This window comes from Ruegeria sp., assembly GCF_028066395.1.
In the GTDB taxonomy this organism is placed as follows: domain Bacteria; phylum Pseudomonadota; class Alphaproteobacteria; order Rhodobacterales; family Rhodobacteraceae; genus Ruegeria.
On the sequence record NZ_JALCBM010000014.1, the window covers coordinates 19,110 to 34,836 of the forward strand.

Below are 15,727 nucleotides of genomic sequence, written 5' to 3' on the forward strand. Positions count from 1 at the left end.
ACCCAAGACCATGTCGGCCTGACCGACACCTTCGCCTCGCGCCGCTATTTCCGCAAATTCGAGGTGATCACCGTCCACCTCCTGCGCGTGGCCGCGACGATGGAGGCGGAGGGCGCGATCTCGAAACAAGAGGTGCGGATCGTGTCGCGCTACCTCTCGGGGCTGCTCTACACCTTCCGCGCGCTTTCCATGAAGTACCTGCTGGTCGGGCGCGACACCGGGCGGTTCTTTGGCAGCCTCGCCATGGACAAGCGCGACAGCGGGTTCCCGGTCGCGGCCGAATTGCTGACCATGGCCAATGACGCGCAGCAGGCGCAGGTGCATCTGGCGAATATGCCCTCGGAAGATGATCTGAAAACCGATATGGTCCGCACCATCATCGGCGACCGGGAGATTCCGACCAAGTTGCAATTCGCACTGTCCCAAAGGCTCTATTACGAGGAATTGCTGAAGGGAGAGCTGTTCTGGGCCCGCAATGATCCCGAATGCCACTGGATCGGGAACGAGGGTGAGCGGCGGAAATTCCTGATTCACTGGGCGGTCTATGACAGCGAGATCAATCTGCCGGTCATCTACCTCATGCAGTTGGAGGACAGCGGCAAAACCGCTTTGCCCAAGGACCAGCGCCGCTGGCCCGAGGTACAGGCGCATCTGATGGCACAGTCGCTTGGCGGGTTGAAACTGGTGACCATTGCCAAGGGCTTTGATCAGGATTTCGACGATCTGCATCCCAAACACCTGCGGCGCATCCATGTGGGGCCGATGTACTCCTCGGCCTATACCGAACAATCCGGTCCCCTGCGGCAGGTGCTGGAGGATGCGCAAGCGCCCGAGGGTCAGGATTGGGCACTGGCCTGGACCACCGAAGAACTGCAAAGCGAGAATGTGATCGAAGAACGCGCCGGGTGGTTCACGACCGTCGAGCGCGAGGTCTTCGCACTGGACCCGTTTGGCGGACAGGGGGCTGAGACCGGGGCAACACGCACCCAGCGGTCGATCATCCTGCCTCAGCGCCCCTTTCAGGTTCTGGCCGAGCGCAATCCGCCGGGCTTTGCCGACGTGCGCAAGTTTGTCGTCAGCAAGGCGGGGCAGGTGTTGAAGTATTGAGACCAGTGGCGGGCTGAAGCCCGCCCTACAGAATTTGAGTAGGCCGGGCTTCAGCCCGGCATTGCGAGGATAAAGATGAGTTTGACGTCAGACCAGATGGAATTGCGCGAGGCGGATATTCGCAAGCATTATCCTGCCGCTACGACCTTGCTGAATGGGTTCGAACATGCGCCGCGCATTGCAAAGGCGGTTGAGGCGACGGGCGAGCGGTCTCCGGGCGTATCGACGGGGCGACGGTTTCGGTCGACGACTCCGGGGCTGGTGACGCGCCGTGTGGCGCGGGCGGATGGGGTGCATCTGGTTGAACGGATCGAGGCCTCGGATGACGGGGATACGCTTGTGTCTCCGCCTCAGGCGACCGTGCAGCAGGCCATTCGGCGGGCCATTGCGATTGCTCTGGCCGTGGCTGAGGCTTACGCCGAGCAAACTCCGCTGGCCGACCTGAAGCGCGCCAATCTGGCGGGGGATTTGCCTGCGGCGCGTAAAGCCGAGTTTTCAGAGTTGCTGACGGCCGAGGCTCTGATCACGTCACATGTGCTTGGCAACGCGCTGGCCTATCTGATGTCTTCACATCTGGGCGAAACCACAGTTGATCTCGGCGAGGTCGAAGAGGTTCTGACCGACAATGGCCAACTCGCCCTGCATGGCGCGTTGTGGGAACTGGACCAGACGCTGGCCAAACACGCCCCCGACGATGCCCATCTGATCGCCGCCACCAGTGCCTATGCCGAGCAACTGATGGATAAGGCCGCCCTGCGCGCCCAATCCGCAGGTCATCTGGCCCCGTTCCAGAGCGCCGCCTGGCATATCGAGGCGGATGATCTGACGATCCGGGGTTTTGAGCCGGCCTCCAAGGCTAAATCCACCACCCTGATCATGACGTTCAAGAAACCGAACGAGGTGGTGGGCAACCATATCGCCAAATATCAGGCGATGAAGCTGGCCAAGATGGTGATGGCCTATGATTTCGACCGCCGCCTGAACCCGTTCGCGGAACTCGGCGGGTTCATCTTTACCTTCATGGGTGACGGCAAACCGGGCACGGGCAAGACGACTCTGATCCAGATGATGGCCGGGCTGATCAACGACTATTGCCAGAACGCGGGCTATCCGTTCCGCTATCAGAACCTGAGCACCGACAATATCGACAGCTATCAGGGCAAATCCGGCCAGAACGCCAAGGCCTTTATCAACACGATCATCGACCCCTCGGTCATCGGTTTCGGCACCATCGACGATATCGACCAACTGGCAGGTAAACGTGGCGACCGGCAGTCCAGCGCGGGTCAACTGGAAATCACCGCCGTGCTGATGGAGAGCTTTGCGGGCGCCAACACCGTCGTGCGCGGCAACTGCACCTTTGGCATGTTCTCGAACTACCCCGAGAATGTGGACGACGCCCTGCGCCAACGTGCGGGCGCGCGGTTTCTGGTGGACGGGCCGCAAACGCGCGAGGACTACATCGACATCCTGCACCTGCTGATGGGCCGCAACCACGACATCCCGCTGGGCGAACACGAAGCCTATGCCGCGCAGGAGATCAAGAAGGCCGTCGCCGCCAGTTTCGAAAGCCACGCCCGCCCGCATGAGGATGCGCTGCTGCAGGTCTATGACCGGGTCTCTGGCGAGATCGGCCAGATGGACACGATCGCCAAGCTGGGCACCTACCTCAAGGCGATCCAACAGGCGGATGAGCGGTTCACGGGTCGCGCGATCAAGAACATCACCGACGCAGTCAAGGTCCGCGCGATGGATTTCGAACTGCCCGACGAATGGATGGAGAACCCCGACCTGTTCCTGTTCCGCGACTACGACACCAAGAAGGCGATGATCGAGGACCTGCGCCAGCCGATCACGGTGGACATGGTGATGCAGGAAATCAACCGCTACGCCGACAGCGAATTCCGTTATGCCGACAAGAGCGATGAGGTTGCCATCGAGAACGCCGTCCGCGAGATGGGCCGGATGGAAGAGGCCAAACGGCGGTATCTGGAGGGGAAGGGGTGAGCGAGCTAAAGGCAATTGAGCACATTACGGAGTATCGCCTTTCTAGGGAGGAGTTTAACCAGATTCCGGAAGATCAACGAGCAGCTCTGTGCGTAACTAGCTACGCAATAAGTGAGATCAACACCCTCGCGCGGCTATATATGCTTTCTTGGCACGATCTCGAGGATAACGACGTAGTAGATCATATGATCTTCGCCCAATCAAATGTTCTACTGCGTTTGTTTTCCGCAAAAATATTTGAGTTCAGCCAATTGATGAACTTGAAAGACAAAGATAACAAAACTGACGACCCCGTAGTTCGCGGACTTTTTGAAGCTGCAAACACGAAATTCGAAAATTTAAAAGCGCGCAAAGGATATAAACTGGCGCTTTTTGTTCGACACGAAGCCTCCAACCACTACCGACTGAAGCCTGCTAGAGAAAACCTCGGCGGCGTTTCTGAGAATGCAAGGCTTTCATTGTATGTCCATAAGCACAACGCCAATACAATTCATCCATTGGGTGAGGAAAGCATGTTTATTGCTAGGCTCAATCGCGCTAACAGGACTGCCTCTTCGAAAGAAGAGAAGATTGAGTTGCACAACGAATGGTTCCAATGGAACCTGGATGCGACCGATTGGGTGAATGAAACTTTCGAACAGTTAGTTCGTAAAGTGGTACTTTCTCGGTTCCCAAAGAAAACCGCGAGACGGACTCCTCATTGGGTAGATCCCCAGCTTGTTGGGGAATTGGAAGAAATAAGGCTTCCGGTATTTTTGAGAGTTAACAATGGGAATAAGGGGACGCGATGATACCGTATGGTTCTGTACACGCGGCGCAGCCGCGACGCGCCCGACCCGCCCCCCAAGGCGGGCGCGTTCCGCACCCACCCTCGGGCCGGGCGCATCGCTACCGTTGTGCGGGAAGGCAAATGTCATGATCCGCCTCATCGAAAAAGGCCTGATGTTTGGCAACCTTGTCCACATCTCCAGCCCGGCTCTGGTCGAGCGGTATAACCGCGCACTGCAGCATCTGGCGGGCAAGACCACGGCTCTGACGGATTTCCATGTCGATATCTCGGGCTATTCGCCGGAGGTGGGGATTGAGCTGGAGGATGAGCTTTACCTCAATCCTAACGGGGTCAACCGGCAGTTCATCTTGCTGACGACCGAGCAGAAACGCGCGCCTCTGCTGAACGTCAAATTCTCGACCTCGCGCGATATCCTGCGCGAATTCATCGAGATGAACGAGGCGCAGCTGTTTGCCCTGACCGCCACCGATGCGGTGGCCGGAGAGCTGGTGAACTCGGTCTTCAAACTCACCACGCCCCGCGACCTGCTGAACCTGCGCAAGATCGAGATCGAAGCCGACACCGCAGGCGGCACCCTGCGCAAGGCCGAGCAACTGGCGGGCATGGTCGAGCGGTTCAAGACCGAAGAGGACGCCTGGTTCGATGATGTGCTGATCGCCAAAATGATCGAGACGGCCAAGGAAACTGGCGATGTCACCCGCAACCCCGTCCGCCTGCGCCACACCGCGTTCGAACAGCGCAACTTCTGGACGGCGCATTTTGGCGGGCTCTACCTGTTCCCGGATGTGGATCATCCGGCGGCGATTTGCATGGGTGAAAAACCCGATGGCCTGCCGATCGAATACGTCTTTGACCCGACGCGGCGGAACCAGATTGCCAAATTCCTCGACATGAACGATCTGGTCGAACCCATCGTCAAGGCGCGCGGCGTGGATGCCGCTGCGATCCTGCAGCAGAAGATGGATTTCTTGGCCATTGATGCCGCCGCGGATGCCGATGTCGACCTGACCGGGCTGGATCGCAGCGATATGCGGCGTCTCGCCCGCAACCACGCGGACCGCCTGCCCGAGGCGTATCATGGGCTGGCGCAACTGTTGCGCTGGGCAACGGATGGGGGGCCGTGGCCACGCATCGCCTCGGATCACCCGGCGTATTTCTATACGCTGCGCGCGGCGGACACGCCGAACCGCGATCTGGTGAACATGCTGCTGGCCGAGCTTGCCCCTCTGGACCCGCGCCAGATGTTCATTTGCCATAAACAGCTGTTCTACTCGACCTACGCGACCTGGCCCGAGGCCAAGAAAGCCTTTGTTGCCGACTTCCTCGCGCGCGAGTATCAGGTGGACAAAGCCGGTGCCCGCGCCGCGCTGTTCGGCCACGAACCGGATATGAGCGGTGAGGATCGTGTCAGCGATGCGCTCATTGCGCGGGTCGGGCCGTGGGGCGCTGTTGGGAGGACCTGAATGATCGTCGCTATCCGCTTCCTTATTCCATTGCTGATCATTCTGACGGTGGTCTATGTCGGCCTGTCGCTCTATTCCCGTCTGATGCGGCGGCGCAAGCTGATTGCGCATTGGGAGAAGAAGGGGATGACCGGTGACCGGGACGCCTTTATTGCGCGGGGGTTGAAGAAATACGACAGTTCTTTTCGCAAGAAACTGTTGCTGGGGGTCTATGTTGTTCCGCTTGGGGCCATCGCCCTGCTGATCTATATTACCAATTTCAAATGAGGGCCGAATAAATGGTCTATATCAAATGGGCGTTCATCCTTTTGTTCTGGGGCTCTGTCGCCGCAGTGCTGAATTATACCCTGCCGCATCAGGACGTGGTGCGGGTCGTCAAAACCGAAGTGCGCCGGGTCGATTTCGGTGAGAACTCGATTTTTTGGGCGCAGCAGGACACCGGTCAGGAAACGGCCCAGACGGTCAATCGTGATGTGCGGTTCGTCGAAACCTTCCGCCCCAACGGAAAGCCGCGTGTTTTTCGTAACGAGGATACCGGCTGGGGCTGGCCGCCTTATTTTAAACTCGACAGTTCCAACCTGCAGGCAGAGCTGACCAATCTGGTCTCGACCTCCAAGGATCCGCAATGGGTCGTACTGCGCTATTATGGTTGGCGGAATGAGTTCATGACGATCTATCCGAACGCAGTCTCAGTGCGCCCGGTGGACAGCCCCGATGTGCGTTTGATCCCATGGTTCAATATCATTTTCCTGACGGTGTTCTTCGCCATCCTCTGGGCACTTTGGGTGCGTTGGCGCCGATTCCGGCAGCGGCGGATCGACCCGATGTTGGAGAACGTGGAAGACGGGCTGTATGCGGCGGGTGATGCAATTGAAGAAAAGCGCAACGGAGTCCGCCGCTGGCTGGACAGCTGGAAATCGAAATAGGGTCAACCCGGTCACCTGACCACAAACTCCGCATGCAGGGCCCCCGCCGCCTTGATCGTCTTCAGGATGTCGATCATGTCGCGCGGGGACACCCCGAGCGCATTCAGCCCGGCAACCACTTCGGACAGGGTGGCAGCCTCGGGGATTTCGGCCAGACCGGTGCCTTCTTCCTCTTCAATGCCGGCGAAAGTGCGCGGGACCACGACGGTTTCGCCACGGGCAAAGGGGTTGGGTTGCACGGCAATCGGTGCTTCCTCGACCGTCAGGGTCAGATTGCCCTGCGATACAGCGACGCGCGAGATGCGGACATCCTGCCCCATCACGATGGTGCCTGACCGCTGATCGACCACGACCCGGGCCTTGCTTTCAGGTTCGACCAGAATGTTTTCGATCCGCCCGATGGCATGCGCTGTCGAAACGGCCCGCGTGGCGGCTATGTTCAACTCCACCGTACCGGAATCACGCATGATCGCGACGGCACGGTTGAATTCGGTGTTGATCGCGGCCTCGATCCGCCCGGCGGTGGTAAAGTCCGGCTCGCGCAGAGCCAGACGCAACTGGGTCAGTGCCGAGAGTTCAAAGTCCAGTTCACGCTCCACCCGCGCGCCTGACGGCACAACGCCCGAGGTCGGAACACCGCGCGTGACCGTTGCGGCCTCGCCCTCGGCCACGGCACCGCCTGCCAGAACGGTGCCTTGTGCCACGGCGTAGATTTGACCGTCCGCCGCGTTCAGCGGTGTCATGATCAGGGTGCCGCCCAGCAGGCTTTTACTATCGCCAATGGCGGACACCGTGATGTCAATCTGGCTGCCGACTCGTGAAAACGGCGGCAAGGTGGCGGTCACCAATACGGCGGCGACGTTTTTGGGGCGAAAATCCTCACCATTCACGTTGACGCCGAGACGTTCGAGAATGTTGGACATGATCTCTTCGGTGAAGGGAGAGTTTCGCAGCCCGTCCCCGGTGCCGTTCAACCCGACGACCAGACCGTATCCAACCAGATCGTTGCCGCGCACGCCGTCGAAATCCACCAGATCTTTCAACCGGATCGCCCCGGCATTGGCCAGACCGGGCAACAACATCAGCAGGAAAACAAGAACACGCATCACAGGAAGTTCACCAGTGACAGGTTCGCGTTGCGTACGGTTACGGAATAGAGGGCTTCCAGTTGAAACTGCACCGTCTCCAACCGGGCTGCGGTATCGTAAGGGTCCGCTTCGATCAGGGCGCCACGCGCGTATTCGGCGCTGGTCTGCGCGGCCGCGTTGCGGGTGGCGGCCTGTTCGACGCGGGCCTCGGCTGTACCCACCTCGGCCTGCAATTTGATGGTTTGGTTCTGGGTATTCGCCAGATTGACACCCAGGTCCCGAAACAGCGCGGTTCTGTCCTGCGGGGCCAGATTAAGCGCGCTGTCCGATACCAGCGCCGCCACGGCCACATCGCGCAGCGCGGCCTTGAACGCAGGATCGGTGGCCGTGATCGGCAGATCGATCTTCTCGTTCTCGGATATCTGCATCGGGGACAGGGATGTTGCAGATCCCTGATAGATGACAGCCTCGAACCCGGCGGGATCGTTGAACCAATCCTCGGCAGCCTGCCGGATATCCGCGACCGTGGTCAGGCCGGTCAATTCGGTTTGCAGCGCGTTCAGCAATGTATCGGTCGAGGGCAGCGGGGACACATCCGTGGCGGTGCCCGAATACAGGCTGCGCCCGCCAACCCGGGTATTGAGGGCCGAGACCATCGTGTCCAGCTCGTTCCGGGCCAGAACCGAGGCCTGTTCGTGGGTTACGGTCTGGTTCGAAGTGCCGTGAGACAGAAGCGACGAAGACAGCTCGCCCACCGACTCGCTGAATGTGGTCAGGCTGAGCTGCATCGCATCGGTGAACAGGCGTGCCTCGGAAGTGGCGATGTTATAGGCGTCCAGCTGCGCCAGACTGTGATCCAGGTCGAGCAGGTGGGAATAGTCGCCGCCCAGACGGCCCGAGATATCCTGCACCTGCCCGCTGGACAGCTCATAGGACAGGGTTTCGATCTGGGAATTGATCTCGGCGCTGCGTGTCCGCAGGGTCATTCCGCGCGCCAGATCGCCTATCGAAGTCAGTGTCATGATCAAATCCTCAGCAATGTATCCATCAGCTCGTTGACGACCGTTATGATCTGCGCGTTGGCCGAATAGGCCTGTTCGATCAAAATCAGGCGCTGAAGCTCGGCGTCGCTGTCGACGCCCTGCTCGGCCACGATCTGCTCCATCTCCTGCTGGGCGCTGGCGGCGAAGGACTGGCGCTGTTCGGCCCTATGCGCATCGGTGCCCGCCTTTGATAAAAGTGCCTCGGCGATTTCGGCGGCGCGCAGGGTGCCGGTGCCGAAACTGGCCCCGCTCACAGGGCGGGTATCATCCAGAATCGCCCCGAAAGCCTGCAGTTGAGATGCATCACCCGGATCACCCGGAGTGGCCGCACCCAGCCCGGCGCGCAGTTTCCAGCTATCGCCGCCTGCGTTGGGATCGACGCTTGTGTTCAGTTCGATTCGTGAGGCCAGGCCGGTTACGGCGGTCACGTCGAACCGGGCACCGCCATCAGTGAAAACACCCGGGTCGGTCGCGGTGACGGTCGGGTCCAGCCCCGGTGATTCAAACCGTTCAATCAGGTCACGGGCAACGGCATCCAGATCGGCCTGCGCCTCGACCGCCAGTTCATCGCGAACCTGAAATTGTGCAACCAGCGCGCCACCCCGGATCTGGGCATAGTCGCCCGTGATCCGGACCGGCTGCCCATTCGCCTCAAGCCCTGACAAGAGGCCATTGCCGACGGTCATGTGCGGCATGGTTTCGCCGGTGGTCGAAAAGGAAAACTCGACCGCGCTGCCCTCAAGCAGGATAAGGCCCCCGTCGGAATATAGTGACACGCGGTCATTCTCCCGGGCCACCGCATTGACCGGTACGATCTCATTCACCTGATTGATCAGGGCCTGCTGCTGATCCAACAATGCCCCTACATCGCCGCCGGAATTGCGCACCGCGGGTATCCTGGCATTCAGCTTTTCGAGGTCCTGAAGGGTTTGATTCAGCGTATCAACTTGTTTGCCGATGGTGCGGTCCGCGTCGGATCGCATCTGCCGCACCCCGTCCGAGGCAGCATTGAGCGCTTCGGTCAAATCTCTGGCGCTGCGGGCGACGTCATCCAGACGTTGGGCGGAATCAGGCAGGCTGGCGGCCGTGATCAGACTGCTTTCCAGGGTCGACAGACGGGCGGCAATCGATGTGTCATCCGTGGCGGTGCCGACCAGATTTTCGAACCCGGCATGAAATTCCGAGATTACGGTGGTGTTGACCATATCCGCATCCGTCGTGCGCAGGTCGGCCAGCAGCACCGGGTCCTGATGGCGGGTGATGCCCGCCACATTGACGCCGTTGCCGGAAATGGTGCTGGTCGTCAGCTCCAGCGACCGGCGGGCGTAATCCGGGGTCAGCGCGTTGGCGATGTTTCCCGACACAACCGCAGCGCCGCGACTGGCCGCGTTCAGCCCGGTCATGGCATTGTTCAACGCTGTCGAAATACTCATGAATCAGTTCCTTTTCGGCCCGTCAAACCCGGGATCAGCGTTTGATATTGGTGGTTTCCTGCAGCATCTCATCGACGGTCTGGATCACCTTGGCGCTAGAGGAATAGGCGCGCTGGGTCTGGATCATCGATGTCAGCTCGGTCGCGACATCCGTGGTCGATTCCTCGCGCGCGAATGAGATCAGGTCGCCCGTTGGCCCTTCACCCGCGTTCCACAGGAAGAAGGTCCCGCTGTCGCGCGACGGGGCGTAGGTCTGGCTGTCCATTGCCGTCAGGCCATTGGGGTTGGGCACATCGGCCAGCGGCACCTGATACATCAAGCGGCTGATGCCGGTGTCATAGAACGCGTAAACAAAGCCTTTTTCATCGACCTGAACGCTGGTCATCGTGCCCACGGCCGAGCCATCGCGCGTGATTGATACGGGGGCGAACGTGTCCGAAAGCTGCGTGATCCCGTCGGAATCGCCGATCAGGCCGATATCAACCTCCAGCGGGCCGCCCGCCACGTTCACCACGAAACTGCCGGTTGCCGGGTCGTAGGCGCCACCGGAAACAGCGGTGACGCTGGCCAACGTCCCGCCCGCTGTCCGGCTGTCGGTGAAGGTCAGGGTGTATTCCCCGATCACCGCCCCGCCCGAGGCCGAATCGCGCAATGTCATGGTCCATTCATTGCTGGACCCGGTTGCCGGAACGGTCGGCACCAGCTCGATATCGACGCTTTCCGATTTGCCCAGATTGTCGAAATATTCGACCGAAAGGGGCTGCGTATCACCGGGCGCACCGGCATCGGTTGCGGTTGCGGGCAGGTTCATCCGCAGATTCATTTCGGTGGTTGGTGCGCCTGACAGTTTGTTGACGCTCAGCTGGACCGGTTCGAGCGCTGCGGGCGTGTCACGGGGCACGCTGGGGATGGTGCCGTTGGCATCGGCGGGCCAGCCCAGCAGAACCAATCCCGATTGAGTGACCAGATACCCTTCTTCATTGGTGCGGAACGACCCTGTGGTGGTCAACAGCATCTCGTTCGAGCCGGTTCCAATCTGGGAAACCGGCTGCACCGGCAGCAAGCCGCGCCCATTCACTGCCAGGTCGGTGGAATTGTCGGTGGTCACCAGCGACCCGCGCTGATCGATCATGCGCTGGCTGGTGGTTCTGACCCCACCGGCGGAATAGCTGCCGCCTTGCCCCGCGGTGACCAGCGAATGAAAGTCGGTTTCGACCCGTTTGTAGCCAAAGGTCGATGAATTGGCGATATTGTCTGAAATCGTGGCCAGCTTATTTGCATTGGCCTTCAACGACGCCACACCGGCATTCAGCGAAGAGGAAATGGTCATCAGCACGCCCTTCTGTTGCGTAAATCGTTCCGGCAACAGCTAACGTGCGGGGCCTTAACAGCGCGCTAACAGGTAAAATGCGTTCTATAGTTTCCGGTCAGGGGGTCCTCAGAAAGATGATCTCGATCCGGTTGTTGCGCACGGCCATCGGGTTTTCTGCCATCAATTCACGATCCGCATGCCCGGCGATTCGGTCAAAGCGGCCCCCCGCCATCCCCTTGTTTTGCAGCAGTTGACGCACCACCTGCGCACGCGAGGTGGACAGGTCCCATGTGGGGTTGCTGGCCAGAACCAACGGTTCCGACCGCACATGCCCTTCGACCGCGACCGCATTGGTCACAAGGTCGGCAGACCGGGTTACCAGCAAGGCCAGCGCGCGCATCATTTCGGTCGGTTTATCCGTTTGCGAATCGAACAGCGGCTGATCCTCGGTATCGAACATCTCGATCACCAGCCCTTCGTCGGTGACGCGGGTGATGATGTGTTTTAGCAGCTTTTCCGAAACCACGCTTTCGCCGGTGCGGCCCAGCAGGTGAGCCTCAAGCGTTGAGAACTCCTCGGATGAATGATCCCCGCCGCCCTTGGCGGCGACACCGGTGGACCCGCGCGCCTCTTTCGCCTTGGTCGGGTGGCGGTTCGTAGCGCCCGCGCCATCCATCACCAGCGTTTCCTCCGAGAACATGTTGTTGCCGCCAAAGGCGCCATCACCCCCGCCCGAGACCGGATTGACCGGAATCGTCGGCGAGAAGTAATCCGCAAGCCCCTTGCGTTGTTGTTCCGTTGTTGCATTCAGCAGCCACATCAACATGAAGAAGGCCATCATGGCCGTGACAAAGTCCGCATATGCGACTTTCCACGCGCCACCGTGATGGCCATCGCCACCCGATACACGCTTCTTCTTGATGATGATTGGCGCCGCATTGGATTGCGCACCCATCTCCACCACCTTCTTATCACCCGTCTATCGGGGTAACAGGGCAGGTCTTAAGGGGGGCTTAACACTTAAAACTGTCTTGGTTTTCACTCATCGCGGCAACCCGGCGCCCGCCCGGCGCAGGATCAGCGACAGGCGGTTGAAGCTGTTTTCGATCCCGTCTGGCTCGGCTTTGCCGAAAAACGCGTCCAGATCCTCATGCACGCGCACGGCCTGATCCAGCAGCGGATCGGCACCTTCGGCATAAAGCCCGGCCTTGATCATCACTTCGGACTGCTCATAACTGCCGATCAGCTTGCGGGTGTCCGCGATCATCCGATTCTGATCCTCGGTCGCCGCCCCCGGCAAGCTGCGCGAGACCGAGCGGCTGAGGTCAATCGCCGGAAATCGCCCGCGTTCGGCGATATCGCGGCTCAGTACAATATGGCCGTCCAGCACGCCGCGCAGAATATCAGCGATCGGTTCATCCATGTCCGAGCCCGCGACCAGAACGCTGAACACCGCCGTGATATCCCCCTGATCCGCCGTCCCCGGACCGGCGCGTTCGCAGAGATTCGCGATCAGCGGTGTCACCGACGGGGGATAGCCGCGCAGCGAGGGTGCCTCGCCCATCGCGACGGCGATCTCGCGATGCGCCTCGGCAAAGCGGGTCACCGAATCGGCCAGAAACAGGACGTTCAGGCCCTGATCGCGCAGATGCTCGGCCACGGTCATCGCCGACCAGGCACACCGCCTGCGCGCCAGCGCCGACTGGTCCGAGGTCGCAGCCACCACGACCGATCGTTTCATCCCCTCGGCCCCCAGCGCGGTTTCGACGAATTCATTGACCTCGCGCCCGCGTTCACCCACCAGCGCGACAACCACCGCATCAGCCTGCATGGCCTTGGCGAGCGTCGCCAGCAAAGTAGATTTGCCGACACCCGAGCCCGCGAACAACCCGACCCGCTGGCCGCGCACGATGGGCAGCATGGTGTTGAGCACGGACAGGCCCGTCTCCATCCGTTCCCCCAGCGGTTTGCGGGCCACGGCAGGGGGCGGCGCGCGCATCAGATCACACTCCTGCGTGCCGCCCAGCAGGGGTTTTCCGTCCAGCGGTTGGCCAAAAGGATCAACCACGCGGCCCAGCCAATGCATTCCCGGCGCGAAGGCCGCCACGGGCTCCAGAACCACCGGGTCGCCCAGTGAAACCCCATCGGGCGCCGTACCGGGCAGCATCTGCACCCGGTCTGATTCGACATGCAGCACTTCACCGGTGATTTCGGGACCCTTGCGGCGGCGCAGCACCAGATGATCCCCGATTCGCGCCTGATCTGACAGGCCGTCGATTTCAATCAGCCCATGCGCCACGCCCGCCACGCGGCCCATATGGCGCACGGCGGACATCCTGTCGAATTCGCATTTCAGACGCATGGGGTCGAGATCGGACATCATGGATTCTCCAACTGGTGTGTCGAAAACGCTTTCTAAAGGAATCGGGGTTAAGCCTTGATTGAAATTGATCGAGGGAGAAGCCCCGATGTTCTCTGACCTGAACGTCTTTAAGACAGCGCACGCTATGGCAACCCATGCCGGACAACGGCAGGCGGTGATTGCGCGCAACATGGCCAATGCGGATACACCGGGTTATCAGCCCCGCGATATCGCGACCTTTCAGACAGCCTTTGAAAAAACCGGTGGCGGGGCCGAGATGACCGCCACCCGGGCAGGCCACCTGCATGGCCGCTCGGACGCGATGCAGCCCTGGGCTGAGCATGAGGCCGAACCCTCCGGCGACCCGAACGGCAACGGCGTCTCGCTTGAGGAAGAGATGCTGAAAGCGGTTGAGGTCAAGCGCCAGCATGACCGTGCGTTGGCGATCTATCGATCTTCGCTCGGTATCCTCCGCACCAGTCTGGGCAAGGCATAAGAGGGGATCAGGATGAGCGATTTTTCCCATTCCCTGTCGGCCTCGGCCAGTGCCCTGCGGGCACAGGCGGCGCGGCTGCGTCATGTGTCCGAGAATATCTCGAACGCGGATACGCCCGGCTATCGGCGCAAGACCGTGCCGTTTGAAACGGTCGAGCAGGATGGCCGCATGACGGTGCAGGCCGGGCGGGTCAAGCTGGACCGGCGCGATCTGACCCGCATCTACGACCCTGGCCACCCGATGGCCGATGAGAGCGGTCACTATCGCGGCTCGAATGTCGATCTGATGATCGAGATCGCCGACGCGCGCGAGGCGCAGCGCAGCTATGAGGCCAACCTCAAAATGTTCGACCAGACCCGGCAGATGTCGTCGGGCCTGATGGATTTGCTTAGAAAATAAAGGACAGCCAGAATGGATATCCGATCACTGACCGCGGCGCAGAACTATGCAGGCGCCCGCCCCGCAACACAGGCCGACCCGGATCACGAAGGGATGGCACAGGGGTTGCGCGCCACCTTTCAGGACTTCGCCGCCACGTTGAAACACAGCGAACAGGTGGCCCAATCCTCGATGGTCGGGCAGGCCGATCCGCATGCGCTGGTGCAGGCGCTGGCTCAGACGGAACTAGCGGTCGAAACCGCCGTCATCGTCCGCAACAAGGTGGTCGAAGCCTATCAGGAAATCCTGCGGATGCCGGTCTGACACGATGCTGAGCGAAGGTCTGTTCTATGACATCGTGCGTCAGGCGCTATGGGTCGCGGTCATCACCTCGGTCCCGATTCTGGCGGTGGCACTGATCTCGGGCCTGGCCGTGGGCCTGTTTCAGGCGCTGACCTCGGTGCAGGAAATGACGCTGACCTTCGTCCCGAAACTGATCGCCATCGTCATCGTGTTCTGGATCTCGATGGGGTTCATGACCCAGACGCTGGTGACCTTCTTCACTACAACCCTCGTCCCCTTGATTGCCGGAGGCCGCTGATGGACACCAACTATGTCACCCTGTCCCGCCAATCGGGCCTGATGAATGAAATGCGGCTGGTGGCGAACAATATCGCCAATGCCAACACCACCGGCTACCGGGCGCAGGGCCTGGTGTTTTCCGAGTTCGTCCGCGACATGCCCGGCAGCCCCTCTCTGTCCATGAGCCGAGCCGAGGTGCGCAACACCGCGCTGCATCAGGGCGTCCTGACCGAGACCGGAGGGTCGTTCGATTTCGCCATCGAGGGCGACGGGTTTTTCATGGTTGAAACCCCCGGCGGCAACCGTTTGACCCGCGCGGGCAGCTTCTCGCCCAATGCCGATGGCGATCTGGTCGCCCCCGATGGCGCGCGGGTGCTGGACAGCAACGGTGCCCCGGTCTTTATCCCGCCCGATGCCGCCACAATCGACGTGGGTAGCGATGGCACGCTGAGTGTGAACGGGCAGCCCTTGGGTCAGATCGGCGTCTATCAGGTGGCCGAGCCCCGCGATCTGGTGCGCGAGGGCAATACCCGTTTCCGCCCCGCAGGCGATGTAAACCCGGTCGATGAGCCTGTTGTTCTGCACCGGTTCCTCGAAGGCTCCAACGTCAACGCCATCGAACAGGTCACACGGATGATCGAAATCCAGCGCGCCTATGAGCTGGGCCAAAGCTTTCTGGAAACCGAAGACGAGCGGGTTCGCAGCGCGCTCAAGGCCATGATGCGCTGATTTGCAAAAGG

General features: G+C 60.7%; 17 protein-coding genes. 11 read left to right on the top strand and 6 right to left on the bottom strand.

What is annotated here, in order from left to right:
- The 6 genes from MPJ51_RS06660 to MPJ51_RS06685 form a co-directional block, all read left to right on the top strand.
- Nucleotides 1–1,107, top strand: a 1,107-nt coding sequence (locus MPJ51_RS06660; protein WP_298383599.1) for a hypothetical protein, incomplete at its 5' end; no start/stop codon positions are given.
- Between the two features lie 75 nt (nucleotides 1,108–1,182).
- Complete coding sequence (locus MPJ51_RS06665) at nucleotides 1,183–3,114, top strand: ATP-binding protein (RefSeq protein ID WP_298383602.1); 1,932 nt, start codon at nucleotides 1,183–1,185, stop codon at nucleotides 3,112–3,114.
- Nucleotides 3,111–3,905, top strand: a complete 795-nt coding sequence (locus MPJ51_RS06670; RefSeq protein ID WP_298383608.1) for a hypothetical protein — start codon at nucleotides 3,111–3,113, stop codon at nucleotides 3,903–3,905. The genes MPJ51_RS06665 and MPJ51_RS06670 overlap by 4 nt, the downstream gene beginning before the upstream one ends.
- A gap of 124 nt (nucleotides 3,906–4,029) precedes the next feature.
- The gene (locus tag MPJ51_RS06675) at nucleotides 4,030–5,367 is read left to right on the top strand and encodes a DUF6638 family protein (protein ID WP_298383611.1); all 1,338 of its coding nucleotides are present in this window, start codon (nucleotides 4,030–4,032) and stop codon (nucleotides 5,365–5,367) included.
- Nucleotides 5,368–5,634, top strand: a complete 267-nt coding sequence (locus MPJ51_RS06680; RefSeq protein WP_298383614.1) for a hypothetical protein — start codon at nucleotides 5,368–5,370, stop codon at nucleotides 5,632–5,634.
- Between the two features lie 11 nt (nucleotides 5,635–5,645).
- Entirely contained in the window at nucleotides 5,646–6,293 is a 648-nt protein-coding gene (locus MPJ51_RS06685) for a DUF1523 family protein (protein WP_298383618.1), read from the top strand.
- A gap of 11 nt (nucleotides 6,294–6,304) precedes the next feature.
- On the opposite strand, the gene MPJ51_RS06690 is transcribed toward MPJ51_RS06685, so the two are convergent.
- The 6 genes from MPJ51_RS06690 to MPJ51_RS06715 all read right to left on the bottom strand — a co-directional run bounded on the left by MPJ51_RS06690 (nucleotide 6,305) and on the right by MPJ51_RS06715 (nucleotide 13,549).
- A complete protein-coding gene (locus MPJ51_RS06690; RefSeq protein ID WP_298383621.1) occupies nucleotides 6,305–7,399 on the bottom strand; it encodes a flagellar basal body P-ring protein FlgI in 1,095 nt (364 codons plus the stop codon).
- On the bottom strand, nucleotides 7,399–8,403 hold the full coding sequence (locus MPJ51_RS06695; protein WP_298383623.1) for a flagellin: 1,005 nt from the start codon (nucleotides 8,401–8,403) through the stop codon (nucleotides 7,399–7,401). Before MPJ51_RS06695 ends, MPJ51_RS06690 begins: the two co-directional genes overlap by 1 nt.
- Nucleotides 8,404–8,405: 2 nt before the next feature.
- Entirely contained in the window at nucleotides 8,406–9,857 is a 1,452-nt protein-coding gene (flgK, locus tag MPJ51_RS06700) for a flagellar hook-associated protein FlgK (protein WP_298383626.1), read from the bottom strand.
- 34 nt (nucleotides 9,858–9,891) lie between these two features.
- Nucleotides 9,892–11,187 (bottom strand): flagellar hook-basal body complex protein, encoded by a 1,296-nt coding sequence (locus tag MPJ51_RS06705; RefSeq protein ID WP_298383629.1) that lies wholly within the window; start codon nucleotides 11,185–11,187, stop codon nucleotides 9,892–9,894.
- 97 nt (nucleotides 11,188–11,284) lie between these two features.
- On the bottom strand, nucleotides 11,285–12,124 hold the full coding sequence (locus MPJ51_RS06710; RefSeq protein WP_298383632.1) for a flagellar motor protein MotB: 840 nt from the start codon (nucleotides 12,122–12,124) through the stop codon (nucleotides 11,285–11,287).
- Between the two features lie 87 nt (nucleotides 12,125–12,211).
- On the bottom strand, nucleotides 12,212–13,549 hold the full coding sequence (locus MPJ51_RS06715) for a FliI/YscN family ATPase (protein ID WP_298383634.1): 1,338 nt from the start codon (nucleotides 13,547–13,549) through the stop codon (nucleotides 12,212–12,214).
- An 88-nt stretch (nucleotides 13,550–13,637) separates the two neighbouring features.
- Here MPJ51_RS06715 and MPJ51_RS06720 point away from each other — a divergent pair, with 88 nt between their 5' ends.
- Genes MPJ51_RS06720 through MPJ51_RS06740 form a run of 5 tightly spaced genes read left to right on the top strand, consistent with a single transcriptional unit; the run spans nucleotide 13,638 to nucleotide 15,716 of the window.
- A complete protein-coding gene (locus tag MPJ51_RS06720) occupies nucleotides 13,638–14,027 on the top strand; it encodes a FlgB family protein (protein WP_298383637.1) in 390 nt (129 codons plus the stop codon).
- 12 nt (nucleotides 14,028–14,039) lie between these two features.
- A complete protein-coding gene (flgC, locus tag MPJ51_RS06725) occupies nucleotides 14,040–14,426 on the top strand; it encodes a flagellar basal body rod protein FlgC (RefSeq protein WP_298383640.1) in 387 nt (128 codons plus the stop codon).
- 12 nt (nucleotides 14,427–14,438) lie between these two features.
- Nucleotides 14,439–14,729 (top strand): flagellar hook-basal body complex protein FliE, encoded by a 291-nt coding sequence (fliE, locus tag MPJ51_RS06730; protein WP_298383643.1) that lies wholly within the window; start codon nucleotides 14,439–14,441, stop codon nucleotides 14,727–14,729.
- A 4-nt stretch (nucleotides 14,730–14,733) separates the two neighbouring features.
- Complete coding sequence (locus MPJ51_RS06735) at nucleotides 14,734–15,006, top strand: flagellar biosynthetic protein FliQ (RefSeq protein ID WP_298383646.1); 273 nt, start codon at nucleotides 14,734–14,736, stop codon at nucleotides 15,004–15,006.
- The gene (locus tag MPJ51_RS06740; RefSeq protein ID WP_298383649.1) at nucleotides 15,006–15,716 is read left to right on the top strand and encodes a flagellar hook-basal body complex protein; all 711 of its coding nucleotides are present in this window, start codon (nucleotides 15,006–15,008) and stop codon (nucleotides 15,714–15,716) included. Before MPJ51_RS06735 ends, MPJ51_RS06740 begins: the two co-directional genes overlap by 1 nt.
- Nucleotides 15,717–15,727: the final 11 nt, after the last annotated feature.

Excerpts from the sequence above, each read along its gene's own strand:
- MPJ51_RS06685 (WP_298383618.1), top strand. The coding sequence starts at position 5,646 with ATGGTCTATATCAAATGGGCGTTCATCCTTTTGTTCTGGGGCTCTGTC.
- MPJ51_RS06690 (WP_298383621.1), bottom strand. The coding sequence starts at position 7,399 with ATGCGTGTTCTTGTTTTCCTGCTGATGTTGTTGCCCGGTCTGGCCAAT.
- MPJ51_RS06710 (WP_298383632.1), bottom strand. The coding sequence starts at position 12,124 with ATGGGTGCGCAATCCAATGCGGCGCCAATCATCATCAAGAAGAAGCGT.
- MPJ51_RS06720 (WP_298383637.1), top strand. The coding sequence starts at position 13,638 with ATGTTCTCTGACCTGAACGTCTTTAAGACAGCGCACGCTATGGCAACC.
- MPJ51_RS06740 (WP_298383649.1), top strand. The coding sequence starts at position 15,006 with ATGGACACCAACTATGTCACCCTGTCCCGCCAATCGGGCCTGATGAAT.
- MPJ51_RS06705 (WP_298383629.1), bottom strand. The coding sequence starts at position 11,187 with ATGACCATTTCCTCTTCGCTGAATGCCGGTGTGGCGTCGTTGAAGGCC.
- MPJ51_RS06675 (WP_298383611.1), top strand. The coding sequence starts at position 4,030 with ATGATCCGCCTCATCGAAAAAGGCCTGATGTTTGGCAACCTTGTCCAC.
- MPJ51_RS06715 (WP_298383634.1), bottom strand. The coding sequence starts at position 13,549 with ATGTCCGATCTCGACCCCATGCGTCTGAAATGCGAATTCGACAGGATG.
- MPJ51_RS06665 (WP_298383602.1), top strand. The coding sequence starts at position 1,183 with ATGAGTTTGACGTCAGACCAGATGGAATTGCGCGAGGCGGATATTCGC.
- MPJ51_RS06680 (WP_298383614.1), top strand. The coding sequence starts at position 5,368 with ATGATCGTCGCTATCCGCTTCCTTATTCCATTGCTGATCATTCTGACG.
- MPJ51_RS06735 (WP_298383646.1), top strand. The coding sequence starts at position 14,734 with ATGCTGAGCGAAGGTCTGTTCTATGACATCGTGCGTCAGGCGCTATGG.
- flgC (WP_298383640.1), top strand. The coding sequence starts at position 14,040 with ATGAGCGATTTTTCCCATTCCCTGTCGGCCTCGGCCAGTGCCCTGCGG.
- fliE (WP_298383643.1), top strand. The coding sequence starts at position 14,439 with ATGGATATCCGATCACTGACCGCGGCGCAGAACTATGCAGGCGCCCGC.
- MPJ51_RS06695 (WP_298383623.1), bottom strand. The coding sequence starts at position 8,403 with ATGACACTGACTTCGATAGGCGATCTGGCGCGCGGAATGACCCTGCGG.
- flgK (WP_298383626.1), bottom strand. The coding sequence starts at position 9,857 with ATGAGTATTTCGACAGCGTTGAACAATGCCATGACCGGGCTGAACGCG.